15 protein-coding genes and 1 pseudogene are annotated in these 19,906 nt (G+C 65.0%); 5 read left to right on the plus strand and 11 right to left on the minus strand.

Annotated elements, in window-relative coordinates:
- The first annotated feature begins 2 nt into the window (after positions 1-2).
- Positions 3-989 (plus strand): alpha-L-glutamate ligase-like protein, encoded by a 987-nt coding sequence (locus QO207_RS16635; protein ID WP_301533451.1) that lies wholly within the window; start codon positions 3-5, stop codon positions 987-989.
- A 512-nt stretch (positions 990-1,501) separates the two neighbouring features.
- On the opposite strand, the gene QO207_RS16640 is transcribed toward QO207_RS16635, so the two are convergent.
- From QO207_RS16640 to QO207_RS16670, 7 genes and pseudogenes are all read right to left on the minus strand, one after another.
- On the minus strand, positions 1,502-2,686 hold the full coding sequence (locus QO207_RS16640; RefSeq protein ID WP_301533452.1) for a MalM family protein: 1,185 nt from the start codon (positions 2,684-2,686) through the stop codon (positions 1,502-1,504).
- Between the two features lie 11 nt (positions 2,687-2,697).
- Positions 2,698-4,296 (minus strand): outer membrane protein transport protein, encoded by a 1,599-nt coding sequence (locus QO207_RS16645; RefSeq protein WP_301533453.1) that lies wholly within the window; start codon positions 4,294-4,296, stop codon positions 2,698-2,700.
- Between the two features lie 18 nt (positions 4,297-4,314).
- Positions 4,315-5,319 carry a transporter gene (locus QO207_RS16650; protein WP_301533454.1) on the minus strand — a complete coding sequence of 335 codons (1,005 nt, stop codon included), beginning with the start codon at positions 5,317-5,319 and terminating at the stop codon, positions 4,315-4,317.
- Positions 5,320-5,367: 48 nt separating this feature from the next.
- A complete protein-coding gene (locus tag QO207_RS16655) occupies positions 5,368-6,129 on the minus strand; it encodes a C39 family peptidase (RefSeq protein ID WP_301533455.1) in 762 nt (253 codons plus the stop codon).
- A 77-nt stretch (positions 6,130-6,206) separates the two neighbouring features.
- Positions 6,207-6,662 (minus strand): DUF6160 family protein, encoded by a 456-nt coding sequence (locus tag QO207_RS16660; RefSeq protein ID WP_301533456.1) that lies wholly within the window; start codon positions 6,660-6,662, stop codon positions 6,207-6,209.
- A gap of 231 nt (positions 6,663-6,893) precedes the next feature.
- Positions 6,894-9,469 (minus strand): annotated as a pseudogene (locus QO207_RS16665) (LuxR C-terminal-related transcriptional regulator).
- 1 nt (position 9,470) lies between these two features.
- Positions 9,471-12,179: a helix-turn-helix transcriptional regulator gene (locus QO207_RS16670; protein WP_301533457.1), complete on the minus strand. Its 2,709-nt coding sequence runs from the start codon at positions 12,177-12,179 to the stop codon at positions 9,471-9,473.
- Between the two features lie 162 nt (positions 12,180-12,341).
- Here QO207_RS16670 and pabB point away from each other — a divergent pair, with 162 nt between their 5' ends.
- A complete protein-coding gene (gene pabB, locus QO207_RS16675) occupies positions 12,342-13,697 on the plus strand; it encodes an aminodeoxychorismate synthase component I (RefSeq protein WP_301533458.1) in 1,356 nt (451 codons plus the stop codon).
- Between the two features lie 267 nt (positions 13,698-13,964).
- Here pabB and thrH read toward each other — a convergent pair whose 3' ends face one another.
- Positions 13,965-14,582 (minus strand): bifunctional phosphoserine phosphatase/homoserine phosphotransferase ThrH, encoded by a 618-nt coding sequence (gene thrH / locus QO207_RS16680; protein WP_301533459.1) that lies wholly within the window; start codon positions 14,580-14,582, stop codon positions 13,965-13,967.
- Between the two features lie 189 nt (positions 14,583-14,771).
- Here thrH and QO207_RS16685 point away from each other — a divergent pair, with 189 nt between their 5' ends.
- The 3 genes from QO207_RS16685 (at position 14,772) to QO207_RS16695 (ending at position 17,214) form a co-directional block, all read left to right on the plus strand.
- On the plus strand, positions 14,772-15,506 hold the full coding sequence (locus QO207_RS16685) for a phosphoadenylyl-sulfate reductase (RefSeq protein WP_301533460.1): 735 nt from the start codon (positions 14,772-14,774) through the stop codon (positions 15,504-15,506).
- Between the two features lie 85 nt (positions 15,507-15,591).
- A complete protein-coding gene (locus tag QO207_RS16690; RefSeq protein WP_301533461.1) occupies positions 15,592-15,936 on the plus strand; it encodes a hypothetical protein in 345 nt (114 codons plus the stop codon).
- Positions 15,937-16,029: 93 nt separating this feature from the next.
- The gene (locus QO207_RS16695; protein WP_301533462.1) at positions 16,030-17,214 is read left to right on the plus strand and encodes an MFS transporter; all 1,185 of its coding nucleotides are present in this window, start codon (positions 16,030-16,032) and stop codon (positions 17,212-17,214) included.
- A 56-nt stretch (positions 17,215-17,270) separates the two neighbouring features.
- Here the strand turns inward: QO207_RS16695 and cysB are convergent, their stop codons facing one another.
- The 3 genes from cysB to QO207_RS16710 all read right to left on the minus strand — a co-directional run bounded on the left by cysB (position 17,271) and on the right by QO207_RS16710 (position 19,906).
- On the minus strand, positions 17,271-18,245 hold the full coding sequence (gene cysB, locus QO207_RS16700; RefSeq protein WP_024765699.1) for an HTH-type transcriptional regulator CysB: 975 nt from the start codon (positions 18,243-18,245) through the stop codon (positions 17,271-17,273).
- 167 nt (positions 18,246-18,412) lie between these two features.
- Positions 18,413-18,898, minus strand: a complete 486-nt coding sequence (locus QO207_RS16705; RefSeq protein WP_301533463.1) for a universal stress protein — start codon at positions 18,896-18,898, stop codon at positions 18,413-18,415.
- 96 nt (positions 18,899-18,994) lie between these two features.
- Positions 18,995-19,906 (minus strand): 5'-nucleotidase, encoded by a 912-nt coding sequence (locus tag QO207_RS16710; RefSeq protein WP_301533464.1) that lies wholly within the window; start codon positions 19,904-19,906, stop codon positions 18,995-18,997.

The following is a 19,906-nucleotide window of genomic DNA, read 5'->3' on the forward strand; positions in this document are numbered from 1 at the left end:
CCATGTTCGGCCTGATCAAGCGATGGAAAGCCCTGGAAGCCCTCGGCATCATGGGCATCAACCGACGCAACGCGGACTACGTGCTCAAGTACAACCAGCGGCACCTGTTCCCGATCGTCGACGACAAGATCATCACCAAGCAGCGCGCCATCGAGGCGGGGATCAACGTTCCGGAAATGTACGGGACCATCTCCACCGAGAAGGAAATCGAGCGCCTGCCGGAGATCATCGGCGAGCGCAGCGACTTCGTCATCAAGCCGGCGCAGGGCGCCGGCGGCGACGGCATCCTGGTGATCGCCGACCGCTTCGAGGGCCGTTACAAGACGGTCTCCGGGCGGATCATCAGCCATGAGGAAATCGAGCATCAGCTCTCCAGCATCCTCACCGGCCTGTACTCCCTGGGCGGCCACCGCGACCGCGCGCTGATCGAGTACCGGGTGACCCCGGACCAGATCTTCAAGAGCATCAGCTACGAAGGCGTGCCGGACATCCGCATCATCGTGCTGATGGGCTACCCGGTGATGGCCATGCTGCGCCTGCCGACCCGCCAGTCCAACGGCAAGGCCAACCTGCACCAGGGCGCCATCGGCGTCGGTGTGGACCTGGCCACCGGCCTGACCTTGCGCGGCACCTGGCTGAACAACAAGATCAGCAAGCACCCCGACACCACCAACGCGGTGGACGGCGTGCAGCTGCCCTTCTGGGACGGCTTCATGAAGCTCGCCGCCGGCTGCTACGAACTCTGCGGCCTGGGCTACATCGGCGTGGACATGGTGCTGGACCAGGACAAGGGCCCGCTGATCCTCGAACTCAACGCCCGCCCCGGCCTGAACATCCAGATCGCCAACGACTGCGGCCTGACCCTGCGTACCCATGCCGTCGAGGCGCATATCGCCGAGATGGAAGCCAAGGGTGTGAAGGAAACGGTAGAGGAGCGTGTGCGCTTCGCCCAGGAGCTGTTCGGCCACGTACCGCCGAAGGAAATCTGAGGCGCCCTGCCCCACGAAAAAGCCCGGCGATTGCCGGGCTTTTTCTTACCTGTCGCAGTTGCCTGCAGTTACGTAGGGCGCATAACGCCAGCGGCGTTATCCGCCGATGCGGCGGATAACCCGTGCCGGGTTATGCGCCCTACATAGCCGCCGTGAGCGCCGGTGTGTGTCTGTAGGAGCGAGCTTGCTCGCGAACGGATTTCCCTTTGACGCCGGTGTTGGGCGGTTCGCGAGCAAGGACTGGGCGTCCCCCTCGGTCCTACGAAAAAACAAACCAGCCCGCCGTGGTCGGAGCGTGCGTAGGGCGCATAACGCCAGCGGCGTTATCCGCCGATGCGGCGGATAACCCCTGCCGGGTTATTCGCCCTACAAACCGCAATGAGCGCCAGCGTGTATCTGTAGGAGCGAGCTTGCTCGCGAACGGGTTTCCCCATTGACGCTGGCGTTGAGCGGTTCGCGAGCAAGGACTGGGGCCCCTCGATCCTACGAAGAGCAGCAAGGCGCGGCCGGAGTCAGCGCACCACCGCCAACTCGAACCCGCCCTGGTCGCCATGCTCGCGCACCTTCATCCCCGCCTCGTTCACCGCCAGGTCTTCCAGCGGGCGTTTGTAGGGTTTGTTGTCGAGGGTCTGCAGGCTGCGGTCCTCGTCCGTGGTGAGCAGCAGGACGTAGCGTTCGCCCTGGTTGGCGCGCACCGGCACCGTGCCCTCGATGAAGGCGTAGCGGTACCAGGTCTCCGGGTTGAGCTTGTACACCGCATCACTGACCAGGCGCGTCGGCCGCTTGTGTTCGTCGAGGAACAGCAGCGACGGATAAACCACCTGGTGGTTGGCGAAGCTGCGTACGCGCAGGCCGTAGACCCGCTGGGAGCTGGGCAGCTTCATCGCCACGTAGTAGCTCTTGCCCATGGGGAAGTCGAAGCTGGGCGAAAACCGGTTCAGTTCCTCGTAGCGTGGTTCCTCCACCGATAGCTCGGTGAAGTCGCCATCGCCCATCTGGTCGCAGCAGCGCTGCTGCAGGTCGACGTAGAGGTCATCTAGGGTCTTGCCGCTGCCCTGCAGCAGCGCCTTCATGGCGTCGGTCTGCTCACCCATGCCGTCCAGCCCCGGCAGGTTGCTCGGGCGGGCCTTCAGGTCGATCTGCCGGCCCTCGGTGAAGGCGATGTGGCTGCCGCCGTCATCGTGCTGGCGGAAGGTCGCGGCGCGCTGATCGGCAGTGATCGGCGAGTTGCGCACCTGGCCCTTCTCGTCCACCCAGGTGAAGTACGGGCTACCGTTCTCGCTGCGGACGAAGCCGCGGTCTTCGTAGGATTCGGCGTCGATGTACTCGGCCGAATGGTCGCCGTTGGGCAGCACGTAGTCGGCCTTGCCCGACGCCACCTGGCCGGCGGCGTAGAAGCTGTTCTGCAGGTTGCCCTGGGCATCCACCCAGGTGAAATAGCGCCGCTTGCTCTCCCCCGCCGGCCGGCTGCCCGGCCACTGGGTGGCGCTCAGGTCGACCAGGCGGTTGCGGTCGCTCTGGTCGATGCGCTTGTCGGCCTGGCGTTGCTGCTGGGCGTAGTTGGCGTCGACGAAGGTGTTGTGTACCTGGCCGCTGTCGTCGATCCACGACAGGTAGCGCCCAGCCGCGGACTGCACCGCCGGAGCGAGCGCGCCGCCGGCAGCGAGGCAGGTGATCAGGAGGGTCAGCCTGCGCATGTCGATTGCCCTCAGAAAGTGGTGCGGTAGGTCATGGCGAACACATAAGCCTTCACCGTGGTGTTTACGTCAAGGCCGCCGTAGGGGTTGTAGACCAGGTTGTCGATGCCGGTGCAGTTGACGTTGCAGCTGGTGCCCGACTTGATGCTCTGCTTGGAGACGAAGTAGTTGAAACCCAGGTCGATCACCGTGTCCTTGTCCCACTGGTAGCCCAGGCCCAGGCCGTAGAGGTTGGCGTCGCCGATGGGCACCAGGGCGTCGGCCTTGTCCTTGGGAATCGCCGAGGGCCGGTATTCGTAGCCGGCGCGCAGCTGCAGGCGGTCGTTGACGTCGTACTGCATGCCCATGGCGTAGCTCCAGGTGTCCTGGTAGCCGCGGTCGAGGATGATGCTGTGGTCGGTGGCGCCGTTGGGTGCGAAGTTCTTGGCGATGCGCAGCAGGTCCAGTTCGCGGTCGAACTCGATCTCGAACTTGTTCCAGTCGCTGTAATCGGTCCACTTCAGGTCGACGTTGAACTGCCACTTGTCGAACGGGCGCAGCTTGATGCCGGTGGAGAAGCTGTCCGGGTTGACCAGCTTCATGGTCGCCACGCCGTGCTCCTCGTCGGTGTTGCCGTAGGGGAACAGCGGGCTGAGGAAGGCGCCGAACACCGAGCTCTGCAGCCCGGACCAGAAGCCCTGCCAGTCCTTGGTGTAGTCGACGCGGTACTTGCCCTTGAGCTTCATGCGCGACTCGCTCTGGTAGGTCGCGCCCCAGGCGAACCAGTCGTAGGGCTCCCAGAGCACGCCCAGGTTGAAGCTCGGCGAGAGGGTCTGCTGCATGTCCAGCTTGAGGTTGGCCAGCGACTCGTAGGGGCCGATGCGGCCGCCGCAGACGTTGAACACCAGCTCGACGATTTCCTGTGCGCCGGGCACGCAAGTGGTGTCGTGCAGGGTCTGCAGCAGGCCGGTGAGCAGGCCCGGGTTGCGGAAGTCGGTGTCCAGCGCCATGGCCTGGTGGGAGAAGCCGACGCTCAGGCCCACCGACAGGTCGTTGTTGACCTCGTAGCCCACCGAGGGCGAGAAGTAAGTGATGCGCTGCAGCGAGACACGGCGCCCTTCGAAGCGTGCCGGGTCGCTGTCCGAATCCCGCGAGTAGCCCAGCGCCTGGGGCGCATAGACGTTGGTGGCGAAGGTGAACTTGGAGCCCGGCGGGTTGATCGACAGGCCCGCCAGCGGTGCCACCAGCAGCGGCATGTCGGTCATGCCGCCAACGCCCGGCAGGTACATGGTCGGGGTCAGGGTGCGGCTGCTCTCGCCGGCCACCGGATCGTCGTCCAGGCCGAAGGAGGAAGAGCCGTAATCCGGCGGCGCGTGGAAGCCGGCGCGGATATCCATGACCCCGGTGATCAGCTTGAGCTGCGTCTGCCGGCCCTTGAGCTTGGTCAGGGCGGCGGGGTTGTAGTGCACCGCGTCGATGCCGGTGGAGTCGGCCGTGACCGCGTTGGCCATGGCCATGGCCTTGGGGTTGCCGATGGTCAGATCGTTAGCCAGTTGGGCAAAGGCCGGCGTCGCACAGCCAAGACTCACCCCTGCCATCGCCACCGCGAGGGGCGAAATGCGCATAGTCATGTGTTGGTCGCTCGTCGGTTACTGGGCCTTGAGGCCTTGGATATCCAGGGGTAGAGAGAGCCCTAGCAGTACATCCGGCGAGTCTTCGGTCAGACCGAAACCGGCGTTCACGTTGACGATGTAATCGGGTGATGTTCGCAGGCCGAGCGAGAAGTTCATGATCGCGCTGGTCTGCTCCGGCGCCTCCACCGAGCGGTCGTTGAAGTAGTACTTGTTCTTGAACGAGTAGGCCATCTGGTAGGAAGTGGCCAGCGACACGTCGTAGGACAGCGCGTAGGCCATGCCCATGGCGAAGTTGATGGTGTCGCCCGGCACCACCTTCTGCAGCTCTTCGCCGTACTGGTTCTGATGGATGTTGTCGACCTTCATGTTGTAGGTGTAACCCAGCGAGCCGTAGAGCACGACCGGGTCGATCACGTAGGACATGTTGGCGCCGCCACCCAGGCTGTAGTAGCCGGCGCCGGTGGAGACGTCCTTCTCCACGTTGGTGTCGTAGGGGCTGTCGCCGGTGGGCAGGCCGAGGGTCGCGTACAGCGTGGTGACCGGGGCGCCGCGACGCGCCGCCCATGGCTGCCAGCGCAGCGTCGTGGAAATGTCACCCAGGCTGTAGGCGTGGATGTCGCGCTCGGTGTCGTACTTCGCCACGAACGGCAGGCGCATGCTGAAGGTCAGGTTGTCCCAGATGCCGTAGTCGAAGGTGAACGAGTTGGTGAACGTGTGCTGGGCCTCGCTCTGGGCCAGCACGCTATAGACGTTTTCACCGCTGCGCACGGCCTGGATGCGGGTGTCGCGCATCAGGGTGTAGTCGAATCCGTAGGTGAGCTGCCGCTCGCCCTTCTTGAGCAGGGTGTAGCTCTTCTCGGCGGCCTGGAATACCTGTTCCAGCGCCTTGGCGCTGTCGGCGTCGGAGTCTTTCTTGGCCAACGCATCGCGCGCGTCGTCGGTCGTCGCTTCTTCGGCCTGTGCGCCGAAGCTGGCCAGCCAGGCCAGGGCGGCAATGCACGCAAACCCCTTCAAATCCATCTCGCTATCCCCTGGTCTTGTTCTTATTCGTCTGGGCCGATCGGGCAATCACTTGCGCCGGATGTGCTGCACATCCCCCTTCGAGGCGGCTTCGCCAATCTGGTTCTGGGTCACCTTGCTCATCTCCGGGAACTCACGGAAAGCCAGCAGGCTCACGGTGCGGTCGTCCACCAGGCGCATGTCGGCCTCCTTCAGCTCCAGGGCATTTTTCGGCTCCTGGCCGCTGGGGTAGATCACGAAGAGCACGTTCTGGTCCCAGATTTCCTCGAAACGGGCGCGGGTGAAACTGATGTTGCCCAAGGCGGGATCGGCAACGAAGACGTGGTCGTTGTAGACGTCACGGACCACGACGAAATGCTTGAAACCGGCATAGTGGATCGGCACCAGCGCCGGGTGTTCGAGCGAGTCCAGGTCGGAGAACTCGGCACGGAAGCCACCGCTCTTGTATCCGAGTGCGGCGGCGTAGCGCTTCATGTCCAGAAGCGAGAAGCCACGGCGTTCGACGATCTTGTCGGCCTCGCCGTACTTGATCAGGCCCTCCATGACCTGGCGTTCTTCGAGGTTGCGCCCCAGGTAGTAGTCGAGCAGCGTGGTCAGCGCCGCCGAGCCGCAGCTGTAGTCGTAGGCCTGGCGGATGACGTTGCGGAACTGCACCTGGCTCATCGGTTCGAGCTGTACCGATTCGCGGAACGGGCCGTTGGGCGTGAGCGGCTGCGAGATGTTCACTGTGCCCTGCTGTTGCGGCTTGGTATCCACGGCCTGGGTAAAACCGAACAGGCCCAGCAGGCTTCCCAGCAGAATCTCGAACATCCAGCCCCTCTCTCTTCATTCCTGGAAGAACCTTGCCGGCAGGCGCCGGCAAGGGTTACCGCGCTACAACCTCGGGATCAGTGACCCCAGACCTTCACGGTCGAACCAGCCAGGTTCAGGTTGGAAACGGTCAGCGAGCCGATGCTCGCGCCGTTGGTGCCGACCTTGACGGCGTCGACGGTCACGTCGCCGGTCACGGTGGGCAGGCCGATGGCGAGCTGCTGGGTAGCAACAGCGGTGCCGCCGCCAGTCGGGGTGATGTTGGTGGTCACCACGTCGATGGTCATCGGGGCGTTGTCGGCGATGGTCACGCTGGGCAGGTGGATACCCTGCAGGACCAGGGAGCCGCCGCCGGTGTCGGCGTCCTTGTAGGTGACGGCGCCGATGGAGGCGTTGAAGGTACCGGAAATGCTGATGCCATCCTGGCCGGTGATACCGGACAGTGCAGCGTCATCCATGGATTTCATGTCGGCATGTGCCAGGAACGGAGCGGCCAGAACTGCGCTTGCAAGAACCAGTTGCTTGATTTTCATTGTTATAACTCTCCAGTGTTCAGGTGGGGTTGCCCCAGGCACTGCAAGGGGCGTCCTACCCCGCTGCAGGTTGACCGGCTGATGCCGATCCTCCAGACCCACGGCTTCTTCCCTAGGCGCCGTGGGCATGGATTCGTGAAGCACGAAGCTTCGCGTCCTGATCTCCAAGCTACTGACCCGCCGTGAACCTGCCAGCCCATCCAAGGGATGGCGCAAAACCCACCGTCTGACTCAAGCTTCGCTCAACAACCCCAGACTCTTCCCCTTGAGTACTGCCTGGGTCCGACTGCGCACGCCGAGCTTGGCGAACAGGTTGTGCAGATGCCACTTGATGGTGGCCTCCGACAGGTGCACCGCCTGGGCGATATCCCGGTTCGACAAACCCGCCGCCACGAGCCGCAGAATCTCCCGCTCGCGATGGCTAACATCTTGATTTTCATCGAAACTTTCTGGATCGACAGAGAGCCTGCGGCACTGTTCGCGAAGCAGTTCGGCCACCCCCTGCCAGGCCGACGCACGCTTGGGTTCGGCCGCTTTCCAGGCTTCCCACAGCGGCAGCAGCCACAAGGCGTCGTCCTGGAACAGCCGGCGGTAGCCGAGATTCCAGGCTTCTTCCAGGGTTGGGGCGAACAGGGCGAAGGCTTTTTCGCTGTTACCTTTCTGCCAATACGCCACAGAAAGTAACAGCGAAAGACGCAGCCGCCGGTCGCGCTGATAGGGCGTGGTAAAGCCCGCGAGGCAGGATTCCAGAGCCTGCTGCGCGCGCTCGGCGTGACGCTCGGAAAGCGCCAGGCGCGCCTGGGCCATGACCAGCGCCGCATGGGCGTCGGCGTAGCGTTCGGCATTGAGCCCGGACAGGTGCCGCGCCAGCTGCAGGCAGACTCGCTCGGCCTCGTTGGGCCGGCGCATCCACAGCAGCAGTTGCACCTTGCAGCTCATGGCCAGCGCATGCACCCGTTCGTAGCCCGGCGACTGCAGGCCAACCAGCCATTCGTCGAGCTGGGCCAGGCCCTGTTCGGCCTCGCCGGCGAAGAAACGCGCCCGCGCCATCACCAACTGGCCGCGGCTGATCAGCTCCACCGGCGTGGCGACGTCGCGCCAGGTGGTCGCCAGCGGCAATTCGGCGAGGATCGCGGCGTGGCGATCCTGCTCATACAACAGGTCGGCGTAGGCCAGGGACAGCGGTCCGCCGACCCGGCTGCGCCGACCGAAGACCCGCTCGACGCGGCTGCGCGCGCTCTCGGCGATGGTGCGGCCGCGCTCCAGTTCGCCGCGCTCCTTGCAGATAAGCGATTCGATCATGCTGACCACCACCTGCAGGTATTCGCTGTCCGCCATGCGCAGGCATTCGCGAGCGACGCCGATGGCATTGGCGGCCTCTGCATAGTCACCGAGCAGCGCGTAGGCAGCGGCCTGGATGCACGACAGGCTGGCGCGGAATACCGGCTGGTTGCCCGGCACCAGCGCCAGCCACTGGCGCGCCACCTTCAGGCAGGCTTCCAGCTTGTCCTGGTAGAGCAGCACCAGCGCCTTGAGCACCTGCGCCACCGCCAGCAGTTCGGCCATGCCGAAATGCCGGACCTTGCCTTGCCCTTGCAGCAGCCGGACGCTGAGCTCCTCGATCAGCGCCTCGGCCTCGGCGAACTTCTGCTCGAAGGCCAGCTGCCAGGCATAGAAGATCTGGAACACCGGATGCTCGCGGATCACCTCGGCGGGGATGCTGCCGAGCATGCCGAGGATGCCGTAGACACGGTTGCCGGCGATCAGCTTGGCGCCCTGGCGCTCCAGCAGGTCGGCGGCGAAGGCGTAGTCGCGGGCGCGCAGGGCGTACTTGATCGCACGGTCGGCCATGTCGCGGCTCTCGCACCAGCGCGCCGCCGCATGCAGCAGCGGCGTCGGATCGGAGTTGCGCGACAGGCGTCCCTGGAGGAATTCGGCGAACAGGTGGTGGTAGCGGAACCACTCGCGCTGGTCGTCCAGCGGAATGATGAACAGCTGCTCGTTCTGCAGCCGCATCAGCATGTCCAGGCCGTCGCGGCGACCGGTCAGGGCGTTGCACAGCTCGGCGCAGAATTCGTCGAGCACCGAGGTCTGGTCGAGGAACTGCTGCAGCGGTTCGGGTGCAGCAACTTCAGTTCGCTGTCGGTGAGCTGAAGCTGCTTGAGCTCGGTGAGGAAGGTGTCGGCTTCCTCGCGGGTCAGGCGCAGGTCGTCGCCGCTGAGGCAGAACGCCCAGGGCGCCAGGCCCGGCTCGTCCACCAGGAAGCGCGGGCGATAGCGGGTGCTGGTGACCAGGCGGATGTTTTCCGGCAGGTGCTCGATCAGGTAGCGCGCACCGTGGGCCAGGGCCGGGTGGCGAATCTGGTGGAAGTCGTCGAGCAGCAGGTAGAGCGGCCCTTCCAGCCGGCGCAGGTCGGAAAGGAAGGCGTCGATGATGCCTTCCAGCGGCAGGGTCATGTCCGACTGCAGCAGGTTGGAGGTGTTGGCGCCGAAGTCCTCCTCGACGCTGCGGATGCTCGCCACCAGGTACTGCACCAGGCGTTGCGGCTCACTGTCGCCTTCGTCGCAGGACATCCAGGCGACCTTGGCGCCGTCGGCCTTCAGGCGCTGGCGGAACAGGCTGAGGATGGTGCTCTTGCCGAAGCCGGCCGGCGCACTGAGGATCAGCACGCGCTGCTGGCGGTTGGCGTAGAGGCGGTCGATCAGGGCCCGGCGCGGCAGCAGCGAATCGCTGTCGGTGCGCGGCGGGAACAGCTTGGTGCGCAGCAGCGGCATGGGCTGCTGCGGCAGGGTGGTCAGGGTCGTCATGTCAGAGCAGACTCAGCTCGCGGGCACGGCGTATCGCTTGGGTCCGATTGCGCACCTTGAGCTTCTCGTAGATGTTGTGCAGGTGCCATTTGACGGTGCCCAGGGCCAGCGACAGCTGCTGGCCGATCTCCTCGTTGGAGAGTCCCTGGGCCGCCAGGCACACCACCTCGCGCTCGCGGTCGGTCAGACCTTCCTCGAGCACCTCGGGCAACCTGCGTGCTTCCTGCCCCGGCCAGACGGTCAACATTGCGCGAATGAAGACCTGCAGCGCCGGTTGTCGCTCGGTGGATTCCAGCTGCTGGAGCAACTGGCGAATCCCCTCGCCTTCCTCGATGAAAATGCTCCGCACCCCTTCCCGCTCGGCGCCGATCAGGCATTGGCCGAGCAGGCTGTGGGAGCGTTCCTGGTAGCCCAGGCGCTGGTAGCTCAGCGCCGCCAGCAGGTCCAGGCGCAGCCGTTGCAGGCCGTGCCAGCCCGGCTGGAGCATGCCGCGCAGCTGGGTGATCTCGTGCAGCGCCTCGCTGAAATGCCCGCGCGCCTGGAGCAGGCGGATGCGGCTGATGCCCTGCACCCAGAGCACCGGGTTGAACGGCATGTGCTTGTAGTGGCTGGCCAGCTTTGCCCAGTCGATCGCCTTGAGCCGCTGCTCGGCGCGCTTGCAGCGGTCGGTGGCGGTCTCCTGGAGGATCAGGTTGATCTCCTCGCCCACCGCCATGGCGAAGAAGCGCCAGGACTGGTTGCGCGAGGCCAGGGTCTGCATCAGCCCGAGGGTGGCCAGGGATTCCTTGCCGCGCCCCTGCAGGCGCTGGATGCGCGCCAGGCATTGCATGCCCTGGGCGTAGAGATCGATGGGATTGACCACGTCGACCCGGCCCAGCGCCCAGCGCAGGCGTTCTTCCAGGCCGTCCAGCTCGATGCGGTAGTAGGCCGTCAGCGCCTCGGCAATGGCCGGCAGCGCGAGGGCCTGGGAGCGTTTGTCGAACAGCGGCATGGCCTGCTCGCGGACGCGCTCGATGAGCATCTGCGCCTGCTTCACCTGGCCCTGCTCCAGCGCCAGCACCACCTCGATGGTGCAGGACTGCATGTGCAGGTAGCGGCCGTCGAGGAAGTGGTTGCGCTGCTGCGCCAGGCCCATCAGGCGCCGCGCCTGCTCGGCCTGGCCGCGCACCACCTGGGCGAACGCGGCGATCAGCAGGATGGCACCTTCGAGGAAGGCGGAGTTCTGCCCCAGCTGGCTTTCCACCCGCCGCGCCAGGGTGATGCACTGCTCCAGGTCGTCCTTCTGCAGCGCCAGTACAGCCTTCACCGCCAGCGCCGAGAGATACTGGTCGCCCATCGGGCCGCTGCCCTTGTGGTCGCCCCAGCGCGCCAGCAGCTCGTCGATCATGCGGTTGGCTTCGGGCAGGCTGAGCTCCGAGGCACGGGTCCAGACATCGCTGAGCACCAGGATCGGGTAGCGCTCGGCGATCTCGTCCGGCACGTGGCGGCGCCAGCGCGAGATCAGGTAGAGCTGGCCGCGGTTGATCAGCTCCAGGCCGCAGCCGTCCACCAGCGCGGCGAGCATCTCCGGGTCCTCGGCGAGGCAGGCGTGCTCGATGGCCAGGGTCGGCATGTGGTGGTTGGTGAACCACAGGCTGGCGTTGAAATGCAGCTGCTTGAAACGCTCCGGGTCGCGCTCGCGCAAACGGGCACGAAGGAAATCGGCGAACAGCTGGTGGAAGCGGTACCACTGGCGGTCACGATCCAGCGGCAGGAGGAACAGCTGCATGCTGTCCAGGTGCTCCAGCAGCGCCTGGCCGTCCTGGCGGCCGGTCAGGGTGTTGGCCAGGTCGCCATTCAGGCGGTTGGCGATGCCCAGCGACAGCAGCGCGTTCTGCACGTCCGCCGGCAGGCGTTCGAACACCGCGCGCAGCAGGTAGTCGCCCACCGCCGCCTTGTCGCTGCTCAGCAGCTTGAGGTCTTCGGGAGCACCGGGCTGCTGGCGTAGCCACAGGCTCACCAGATGTACCCCCGCCATCCAACCTTCGGTCTGGTTGTGCAGCGACTGCAGGCAGCTATCTTCGAGTTGCAGGCCATCGCGGGCCAGGTACTCGCGGGTTTCATCGCGGGACAGGCGCAGCTCGTCCTGGCCCACCTCCAGCAGCAGCCCCTTGGCGCGCCAGGTGGCGAGGTTCAGCGGTGGCTGGGAGCGGCTGCCGATGACCAGGGTGAGGCCGGGCGGCGCGTATTGCACCAGGCGATTGAGGCCGGCGAAAACGTCGGGGTGGGTGATCTCATGCAGGTCGTCGAGTACCAGCAGGACCTTGCGCTCGTCGCGGGAGAGGTCCATCAGCAGGCTTTCCATGACCGCGACCACGGGCACGCGCATGGTGTTGCGCACATAGCCCAGCGCGTCCTCGCCAACCCCGGGCACGGCGGTGGCCAGGGCCTGGATGAGCTTCAGGCAGAAGCGGCCGGGATCGTCGTCGTCATTGTCCAGCGACAGCCAGGCGACGCTGTGGCCCTGGCTGGCACGGGCACCGGCGAGCGCCGCCAGCGCGGTGGTCTTGCCGAAACCGGCGGGTGCGGAGAACAGCAGTATCGAGGCAAAAGGATGTCGGTCCAGGGCATTCTGGACCGCGGGACGAATCAAATAATCAGCAGGCACCCGAGGGGGTGTTAATCTGGAGCGCAGAAGGCTGCCGGCTGCGGGCTCGAGCACTACATCCACGGCCTGTATCCCTATGTCATTATCGTTGTTGGTACGGAGCATCGTCCGCGTGGGATTCGTCACTTCTTATCAGAATGCTTTTCCTACGTAAACTGAAGAAATAGCTCTAGGATCGATACTTCAGCCGACCTGATCACCCCATTTCCCTGCACGCTGTTACCCATGCCTGACTGTTTTCTGCACCCGCTTCCCTACCAGGAAGACCCGGGTGAACGCTTCTCCCTGATCCATCGCGCACCCGGCGCCGTCCTCCTGGATGCCGGTCGACCCATTGCCACACGTGGACGCTATGACCTTCTGAGCGCCTGGCCATTGGCAGAACTGGCACCGACCGCCGACGAATCGGCCAAGAGCTTTTTTGCTCGCGTGCGTACCGCGTTGCAGAGCCTGGGCGAAGCAAGAGTGCCCGGCAATCGCAAAGTGCCATTCGTCGGCGGAATGATCGGGTATCTCGGATATGACTTCGGCCGGCGCATCGAGCGCCTGCCCGCTCCGAACCACGACGACCTTGACCTGCCCGATGCGCGCCTGGGCCTGTATGCCTGGGCGCTGGTCAGCGATCACGACGAACGCAGCAGCCAGCTGGTGTTCCACCCGGCCCTGGCGCAGGGCGAACGGCAGCGGCTGATCGCGCTGTTCGAGGGTGCTGACGCAGGCACTGGCGATGATCAGGCGTTGCCACCCTTCCGCCTTGCCACAGCGTTCCGCCCTGACCTCAGCCGCGAGCAGTACCGCGATGCGCTGGAGCGCGTGCACGGCTACATCCTGGCCGGCGACTGCTACCAGGTGAACTACACCCAGCGCTTCCGCGCGCCCTGCAGCGGCTCGCCGTGGCTGGCCTACCGGGCGCTGCGCGAGGCCTGCCCTACGCCTTTTGCTGGTTACCTGGAACTGCCTGAAGGCGCTGTCCTCAGCCTGTCGCCGGAGCGCTTCATCCAGCTCCACGGCGGCCAGGTGGAAACCCGCCCGATCAAGGGCACCCGCCCGCGTGGCGAAACTCCCGACGCCGACCAGGCCAACGCCGACGCCCTGCTCGCCAGCGAGAAGGACCGCGCCGAAAACCTGATGATCGTCGACCTGCTGCGCAACGACCTGGGCCGCAGCTGCCACCCCGGCAGCGTGCGCGTGCCCGAGCTGTTCGCGGTGGAGACCTACCCCAATGTCCACCATCTGGTCAGCAGCGTGCGTGGCGAACTGGCGGCCGGCAAGGACGCACTGGACCTGCTCGAAGGCAGCTTCCCCGGTGGCTCCATCACCGGCGCACCCAAGGTGCGTGCCATGCAGATCATCGACGAGCTGGAACCGACCCAGCGCAGCATCTACTGCGGCAGCCTGCTCTACCTCGACGTGCGCGGCGAGATGGACAGCTCAATCGCCATCCGCACCGTACTGGTGAAGGACGGCCAGGCGAGCTGCTGGGCCGGCGGCGGCATAGTCGCCGACTCGAACTGGGAAGAAGAGTACGAGGAGTCGCTGACCAAGGTGGACGTGCTGCTGCGGACGCTGGAAAGCCTCTGAGCCTGGAGCGCCCCTTGTAGGAGCGAGCTTGCTCGCGAACCCGCCCAGCTCAGGCGCTGCCGGCGAATCTGTTCGCGAGCAAGCTCGCTCCTACAAAAAGCGGCTGCGGGGGAGTGTTTTCCGTAGGAGCGGACCTTGTCCGCGAAGTCTGTCAGGCCGGCCTGTCGGCCGGTTCGCGGATAAGATCCGCTCCTACAAGAAGCCCGCAAACGAAGCGCGGAAAAGAAAAAGCCCCGCATCTGCGGGGCTTTTTCGTCACAGCCAGTCTTACAGGCTGAGCGGGCGGTTGGACGCCTTGAGGAATTCCTGCTTCAGGTCCTCATAGGTGTGCACCGCCGGGAACTGCGGGAACTCGCGAATCACGTTATCCGGCGCGTGGAACAGGATGCCAGCGTGGGCCTCGGAGAGCATGGTGGTGTCGTTGTACGAGTCGCCAGCGGCAATCACGCGGTAGTACAGGCTCTTGAAGGCGATGACCGACTGGCGCTTCGGATCCTTCTGGCGCAGCTGGTAGCTGACGACGCGATCGGTCTCGTCGGTGATCAGCTTGTGGCACAGCAGGGTCGGGAAACCGAGCTGGCGCATCAGCGGCTGGGAGAACTCGTAGAAGGTGTCAGAGAGGATCACCACCTGGAAGCGCTCGCGCAGCCAGTCGACGAACTCCACCGCGCCTTCCAGCGGCTTCAGGGTGGCGATCACTTCCTGGATGTCGGACAGCTTCAGGCCGTGCTCGTCGAGGATGCGCAGACGCTGCTTCATCAGCACGTCGTAATCCGGAATATCGCGAGTCGTCGCCTTGAGCGCTTCGATACCGGTTTTTTCAGCGAAGGCGATCCAGATTTCCGGAACCAGAACCCCTTCCAGGTCGAGACAGGCGATTTCCACGAACGATTTCCCCGCAGGTTTGACTTGAGAGGCGGCACTCTAGCCGCTCGCTCGGGGCGGCGCAACGCGCCACTTATACCCAAACACCACAGTCCACCTTCCTGATGGTTATTTAGGGGCATATCCGCCTCTTTGCTACCATCGCGCCCACAGAGCGCCCTGCGCCAATAAAACTAGGAATACCGCCTGATGAGCCATCCGTTCGATATCGCGGAAATCGCCGCGAGCTATGCCAACAAATCCCCGCAGGATGTTCTGAAGCTCGCCTTCGAACACTTCGGCGACGACCTGTGGATTTCCTTCAGCGGCGCCGAGGATGTGGTGCTGGTGGACATGGCCTGGAAGCTCAACAAGAACGTCAAGGTGTTCAGCCTGGACACCGGCCGCCTGCACCCGGAAACCTACCGCTTCATCGAGCAGGTCCGCGAGCACTACGGCATCGCCATCGAGGTGATGACCCCGGACCCGCGCCTGCTGGAACCCTTCGTCAAGGAAAAGGGCCTGTACAGCTTCTTCAAGGACGGCCACGGCGAGTGCTGCGGCATCCGCAAGATCGAGCCGCTCAAGCGCAAGCTGTCCACCGTCAGCGCCTGGGCCACCGGCCAGCGCAAGGACCAGAGCCCCGGCACCCGCAGCCAGGTCGCCGTGGTCGAAGTGGACGGCGCCTTCTCCACCCCGGACAAGCCGCTGTACAAGTTCAACCCGCTGGCCAACATGAGCAGCGAGGACGTCTGGGCCTACATCCGCATGCTGGAAATCCCCTACAACAGCCTGCACGAGCGCGGCTTCATCAGCATCGGTTGCGAGCCCTGCACCCGCCCCGTGCTGCCCAACCAGCACGAGCGCGAAGGCCGCTGGTGGTGGGAAGAAGCCACGCAGAAGGAATGCGGCCTGCACGCCGGCAATTTGATCAGCAAGGCCTGACGCCTTACCCTTTGGCTGACGGAAACTTCTTAGTCAGCCCGCAGCCAGGATCGGACGCCTGCATGCCTGCGGCGGAGCCGATCCCATGCGCATCACCCTGGTGAAGAAAGTCCTGGCCGATGGCCAGGACTGCCGCAAATGCCGCGAAGTCCATGAACGCCTGGCCAAGGGCGGTTACCTGGAGCGCATCGACCGCACCCTGGTCGCCGACGAGCGCAACCCCGCCAGCACCGGCTGGCTGGTCGCTGCACAGTACGGCGTGGACACCGCGCCGTTCTTCGTCGTCCGCCATGATGATGGCCGCGAGGTCGTCTACACGGTGTTCATGAGCTTCCTCCACGAAGTGCTCGAAGGCCGTGGCGAACTGCCGCTGGACTCCCGCGAAGCCCTGGCCGAACTGGCCCAGCGCGACGACCTGGATCGCTTGTAAGCAGCCGGGCTGCAAGCGTCGCACTTGACGCTTTCTTGATGGCCGATCGGCCAGACTGTTTCCCCCTCCCCTGATGCACAAGGACGTTTCCCCATGGCCGACGGCTCGGATCGCACTCGTCCTCGCATTCCCGGCACCGTCTGGGCGCTGGGTTTCGTCAGCCTGTTCATGGATGTTTCCTCAGAACTGCTGCACAGCCTGCTGCCACTGTTCCTGGTCGGCAGCCTCGGGCTGAGCATGGTGATGGTGGGGCTGATCGAAGGTATCGCCGAAGCCACCGCACTGATCGTCAAGGTGTTCTCCGGCGCCATCAGCGACTTCCTCGGCCGGCGCAAGGGCCTGGTGCTGTTCGGCTATGGCCTGGCGGCGCTGTCCAAGCCGCTGTTCCCGCTGGCCAGTTCCGCCGAGACGATCTTTGCCGCACGTCTGCTCGACCGTATCGGCAAGGGCATCCGCGGAGCTCCGCGGGACGCGCTGATCGCCGACGTCGCGCCACCGTCGATCCGTGGCGCCTGCTTTGGCCTGCGCCAGTCCATGGATACCGTCGGCGCCTTCGCCGGCCCGCTGCTGGCCATCGCGCTGATGCTCTGGCTGGGCAACAACCTGCCGCTGGTGTTCTGGTTCGCCTGCATTCCCGCTGCTCTGGCGGTGCTGGCCATCCTGTTCTTCGTCAAGGAGCCGGAAGCCGCCGAAGGCACTCAGCGTTTCCGCTCGCCAATCCACGGCGATGCGCTGCGCAGCTTCCCGGCCCGCTACTGGTGGGTGGTCGGCATCGGCGCGGTATTCACCCTCGCCCGCTTCAGCGAAGCCTTCCTGGTGCTGCGCGCCCATGACATCGGCCTGCCCACGGCCTGGACGCCGCTGGTCATGGTGGTAATGGCCCTGCTGTTCATGCTCTCGGCCTACCCGGTGGGCTGGTGGTCGGACCGCACCGACCGCACCGGCCTGCTGGCCATCGGCATGCTCCTGCTGGTGGCCGCCGACCTGCTGCTGGCCTGGACCGATTCGACCGCCGGGCTGCTGCTCGGCGTGGCACTCTGGGGCCTACACATGGGCTTCACCCAGGGCCTGCTGGCGACGCTGATCGCCGACACCACGCTGGCCGACCTCAAGGGCACTGCGTTCGGCGTGTTCAACCTCGCCAGCGGCCTGGCCATGCTGCTGGCCAGCGTACTGGCCGGCTGGCTGTGGCAGAGCCTCGGCGCCAGTTGGACCTTCCTCGTCGGCGCGGCGCTGGCCTTCGTCGCCCTGCTGTTGCTGCGCTGGCGTATCCACTGAAGTCAGACATGAAAAAGCCCGGCATCGGCCGGGCTTTTTTCTGCTGCGTGGCGCGATCAGTAGACCGGCAGTTCGATGCCGTCGAACAGTTCGTCCAGCTCGGTCTTGTTGTGGCACTGCACGGCCTTGGCCAGCAGGTCGCGGGTCAGGTGCGGGGCGAACTTCTCGATGAAGTCGCACATGAAGCCGCGCAGGAAGGTGCCGCGACGGAAACCGATCTTGGTCACGCTGGACTCGAACAGGTGGCTGGCGTCGAGCATCACCAGGTCGCTGTCGAGCTTCGGGTCGACCGCCATGTGGGCGACGATGCCGACGCCCAGGCCCAGGCGCACGTAGGTCTTGATCACGTCGGCGTCGGCGGCGGTGAACACCACTTTCGGTACCAGGCCGCGCTGGTTGAAGGCTTCGTCGAGCTTGGAACGGCCGGTGAAGCCGAACACGTAGGTAACGATGGGCTGCTCGGCGAGCAGCTCCAGGGTCAGCTTCGGCACCTTGGTCAGCGGGTGCCCCTGGGGCACGATCACGCAGCGGTTCCAGCGGTAGCACGGCATCATGATCAGGTCACCGAACAGCTCCAGCGCCTCGGTGGCGATGGCGAAATCGACGGTGCCGTCGGCGGCCATCTCGGCGATCTGCATCGGCGTGCCCTGATGCATGTGCAGGGAGACGTCCGGGTACTGCTTGATGAAGCCGCTGATCACGCCAGGCAATGCATAGCGCGCCTGGGTGTGGGTGGTGGCGATGGACAGCGTGCCCTTCTTTTCGTTGGAGAATTCCTGGGCGATCTGCTTGATGCTCTCGACCTTGCGCAGGATCTCGCCGGCGGTGGTGATGATGCGCTCGCCGGCCGGGGTGACGCGAGTCAGGTGCTTGCCGCTGCGGGCAAAGACCTCGACGCCCAGTTCGTCTTCGAGCAGGCGGATCTGCTTGCTGATGCCGGGTTGCGAGGTGTACAGGCTTTGGGCGGTGGCCGAGACGTTCAGATCGTGGTGCGCCACTTCCCAGATATAGCGCAGTTGCTGAAGCTTCATGGACTTTCCTCGAAATGAATGTCGCGTCCCGCGATCAGGGGCTTTCGTTTTATAACCATATTAATGGTTTAAGGAATAAAACTAGACGTTTTTTTTCGCCCTGCATGCCATTCGTCTAAAGCCTTACGGAAATTCCGGGCTTGCCTGCCAGATCGTCATATAGCCCTTCAGCGGTGCTGCAGCATCGGCACCAGGTAGACCGGCACTTCGGCCAGCTGCACCAGGCGCCCCGAGGTGCGCCCCAGTGGCGTGTTCAGCCCTTCCCCATGGCTGTGGCTGCCGACCACGATGATGTCCACCGCCAGGCGCCGCGCCTCATCGAGGATCACCATCGGCGGGTCGCCCTGCACCACGCGCACCGAACGGATCAACTCGGAATCCTGGCGCGCCTCCCCCAGTTCGTCGCGAAAGCCTTCCATCACCCGTTGCTCGATGCTGCCCATGACGTTCGCCAGGCCATGGGTGCGCATCTCCTTGAGGGTGTCTTCGTCCAGGTAGGTCTGCAGCACCGAATCGGCGAACAACCCCAGCGGCTCGACCGCGTGCACCACGTAGAGCTCGGCGTTGTACGCGCGGGCCAGGGAAAGTGCGTGTTGCAGGACGTAGGGGGCGTAAAGGCCAAGGTCGGTGGCGTAAAGAATCGATCGAATCATGCGGCCTCCTCGACTGCCTGCGCGGCGGGGCCTATCCAGCAGCGTAGCAGGAGAACGGGAATCGCTCCCAGGTGGCCGGAAGTCGCGGCCAGGCGGCTATCCGCGGACTTTCTGCTCGTTGCTCACGCCATGGGGAACATGGCCGGTCGCCACCACCTCACGGGCCTTCTCGCAATGCCCCGGCTGGTCGTCGAAGAATACGTCGGCGGCGAAGGCTTCGAGGAAATCCGCCTTGTCCAGGCCGCCGAGGAACAGCGACTCGTCCAGGCGGATGTTCCACTCGCGCAGGGTGCGGATCACCCGCTCGTGGGCCGGCGCGGAACGTGCAGTGACCAGCGCGGTACGGATCGGGCAGGACTCCTGCGGGAAGGCCTGCTGCACCCGGTTGAGCGCCGCCAGGAACGGCTTGAACGGTCCACCACCCAACGGCTCGCGGGCGGACTCGCGCTCGTGGGTCTGGAAGGCCTCAAGACCGCCCTGCTGGAAAACCCGCTCGGCAGCGTCGGAGAACAGCACCGCATCGCCGTCGAAGGCGAAGCGCAGCTCACCGTTGGCCTCGCGGCGGGTGCCGCCGGAAAGGATGGTCGCTGCGGCGAAGCCGGCATCCAGCGCGCTGCGCACGTCGTCGATGTGGGTGGAGAGGAACAGGTGGCAGTTGAACGCCTTGAGGTACGGGTAAGGACTGCGGCCACCGACGAAGGCAGCGCGGGAGATGTCCAGGCCGTAGTGCTGGATCGAATTGAACACGCGCAGGCCGGTGTCGGCGCTGTTGCGCGAGACCAGCACAACCTCCACCGGCGCGCTGTCGGTGCCGCCGTTGAGGGCAAGCAGCTTCTGCACCAGGGCAAAGGCGTCGCCCGGCGGCAGGACTTCGTCCTCGCGGTCGATCTGGTACTGGCGATAGGCTTCGACGCCTTCGCTTTCATAGATCTGATGGCTTTCCCGCAGGTCGAACAGCGCCCGCGAGGAAATCGCCACCACCAGCTTGTCGCCCAGCCCTTTGGCCAT

It is taken from the genome of Pseudomonas sp. CAN1, from assembly GCF_030462585.1.
GTDB lineage: Bacteria > Pseudomonadota > Gammaproteobacteria > Pseudomonadales > Pseudomonadaceae > Pseudomonas.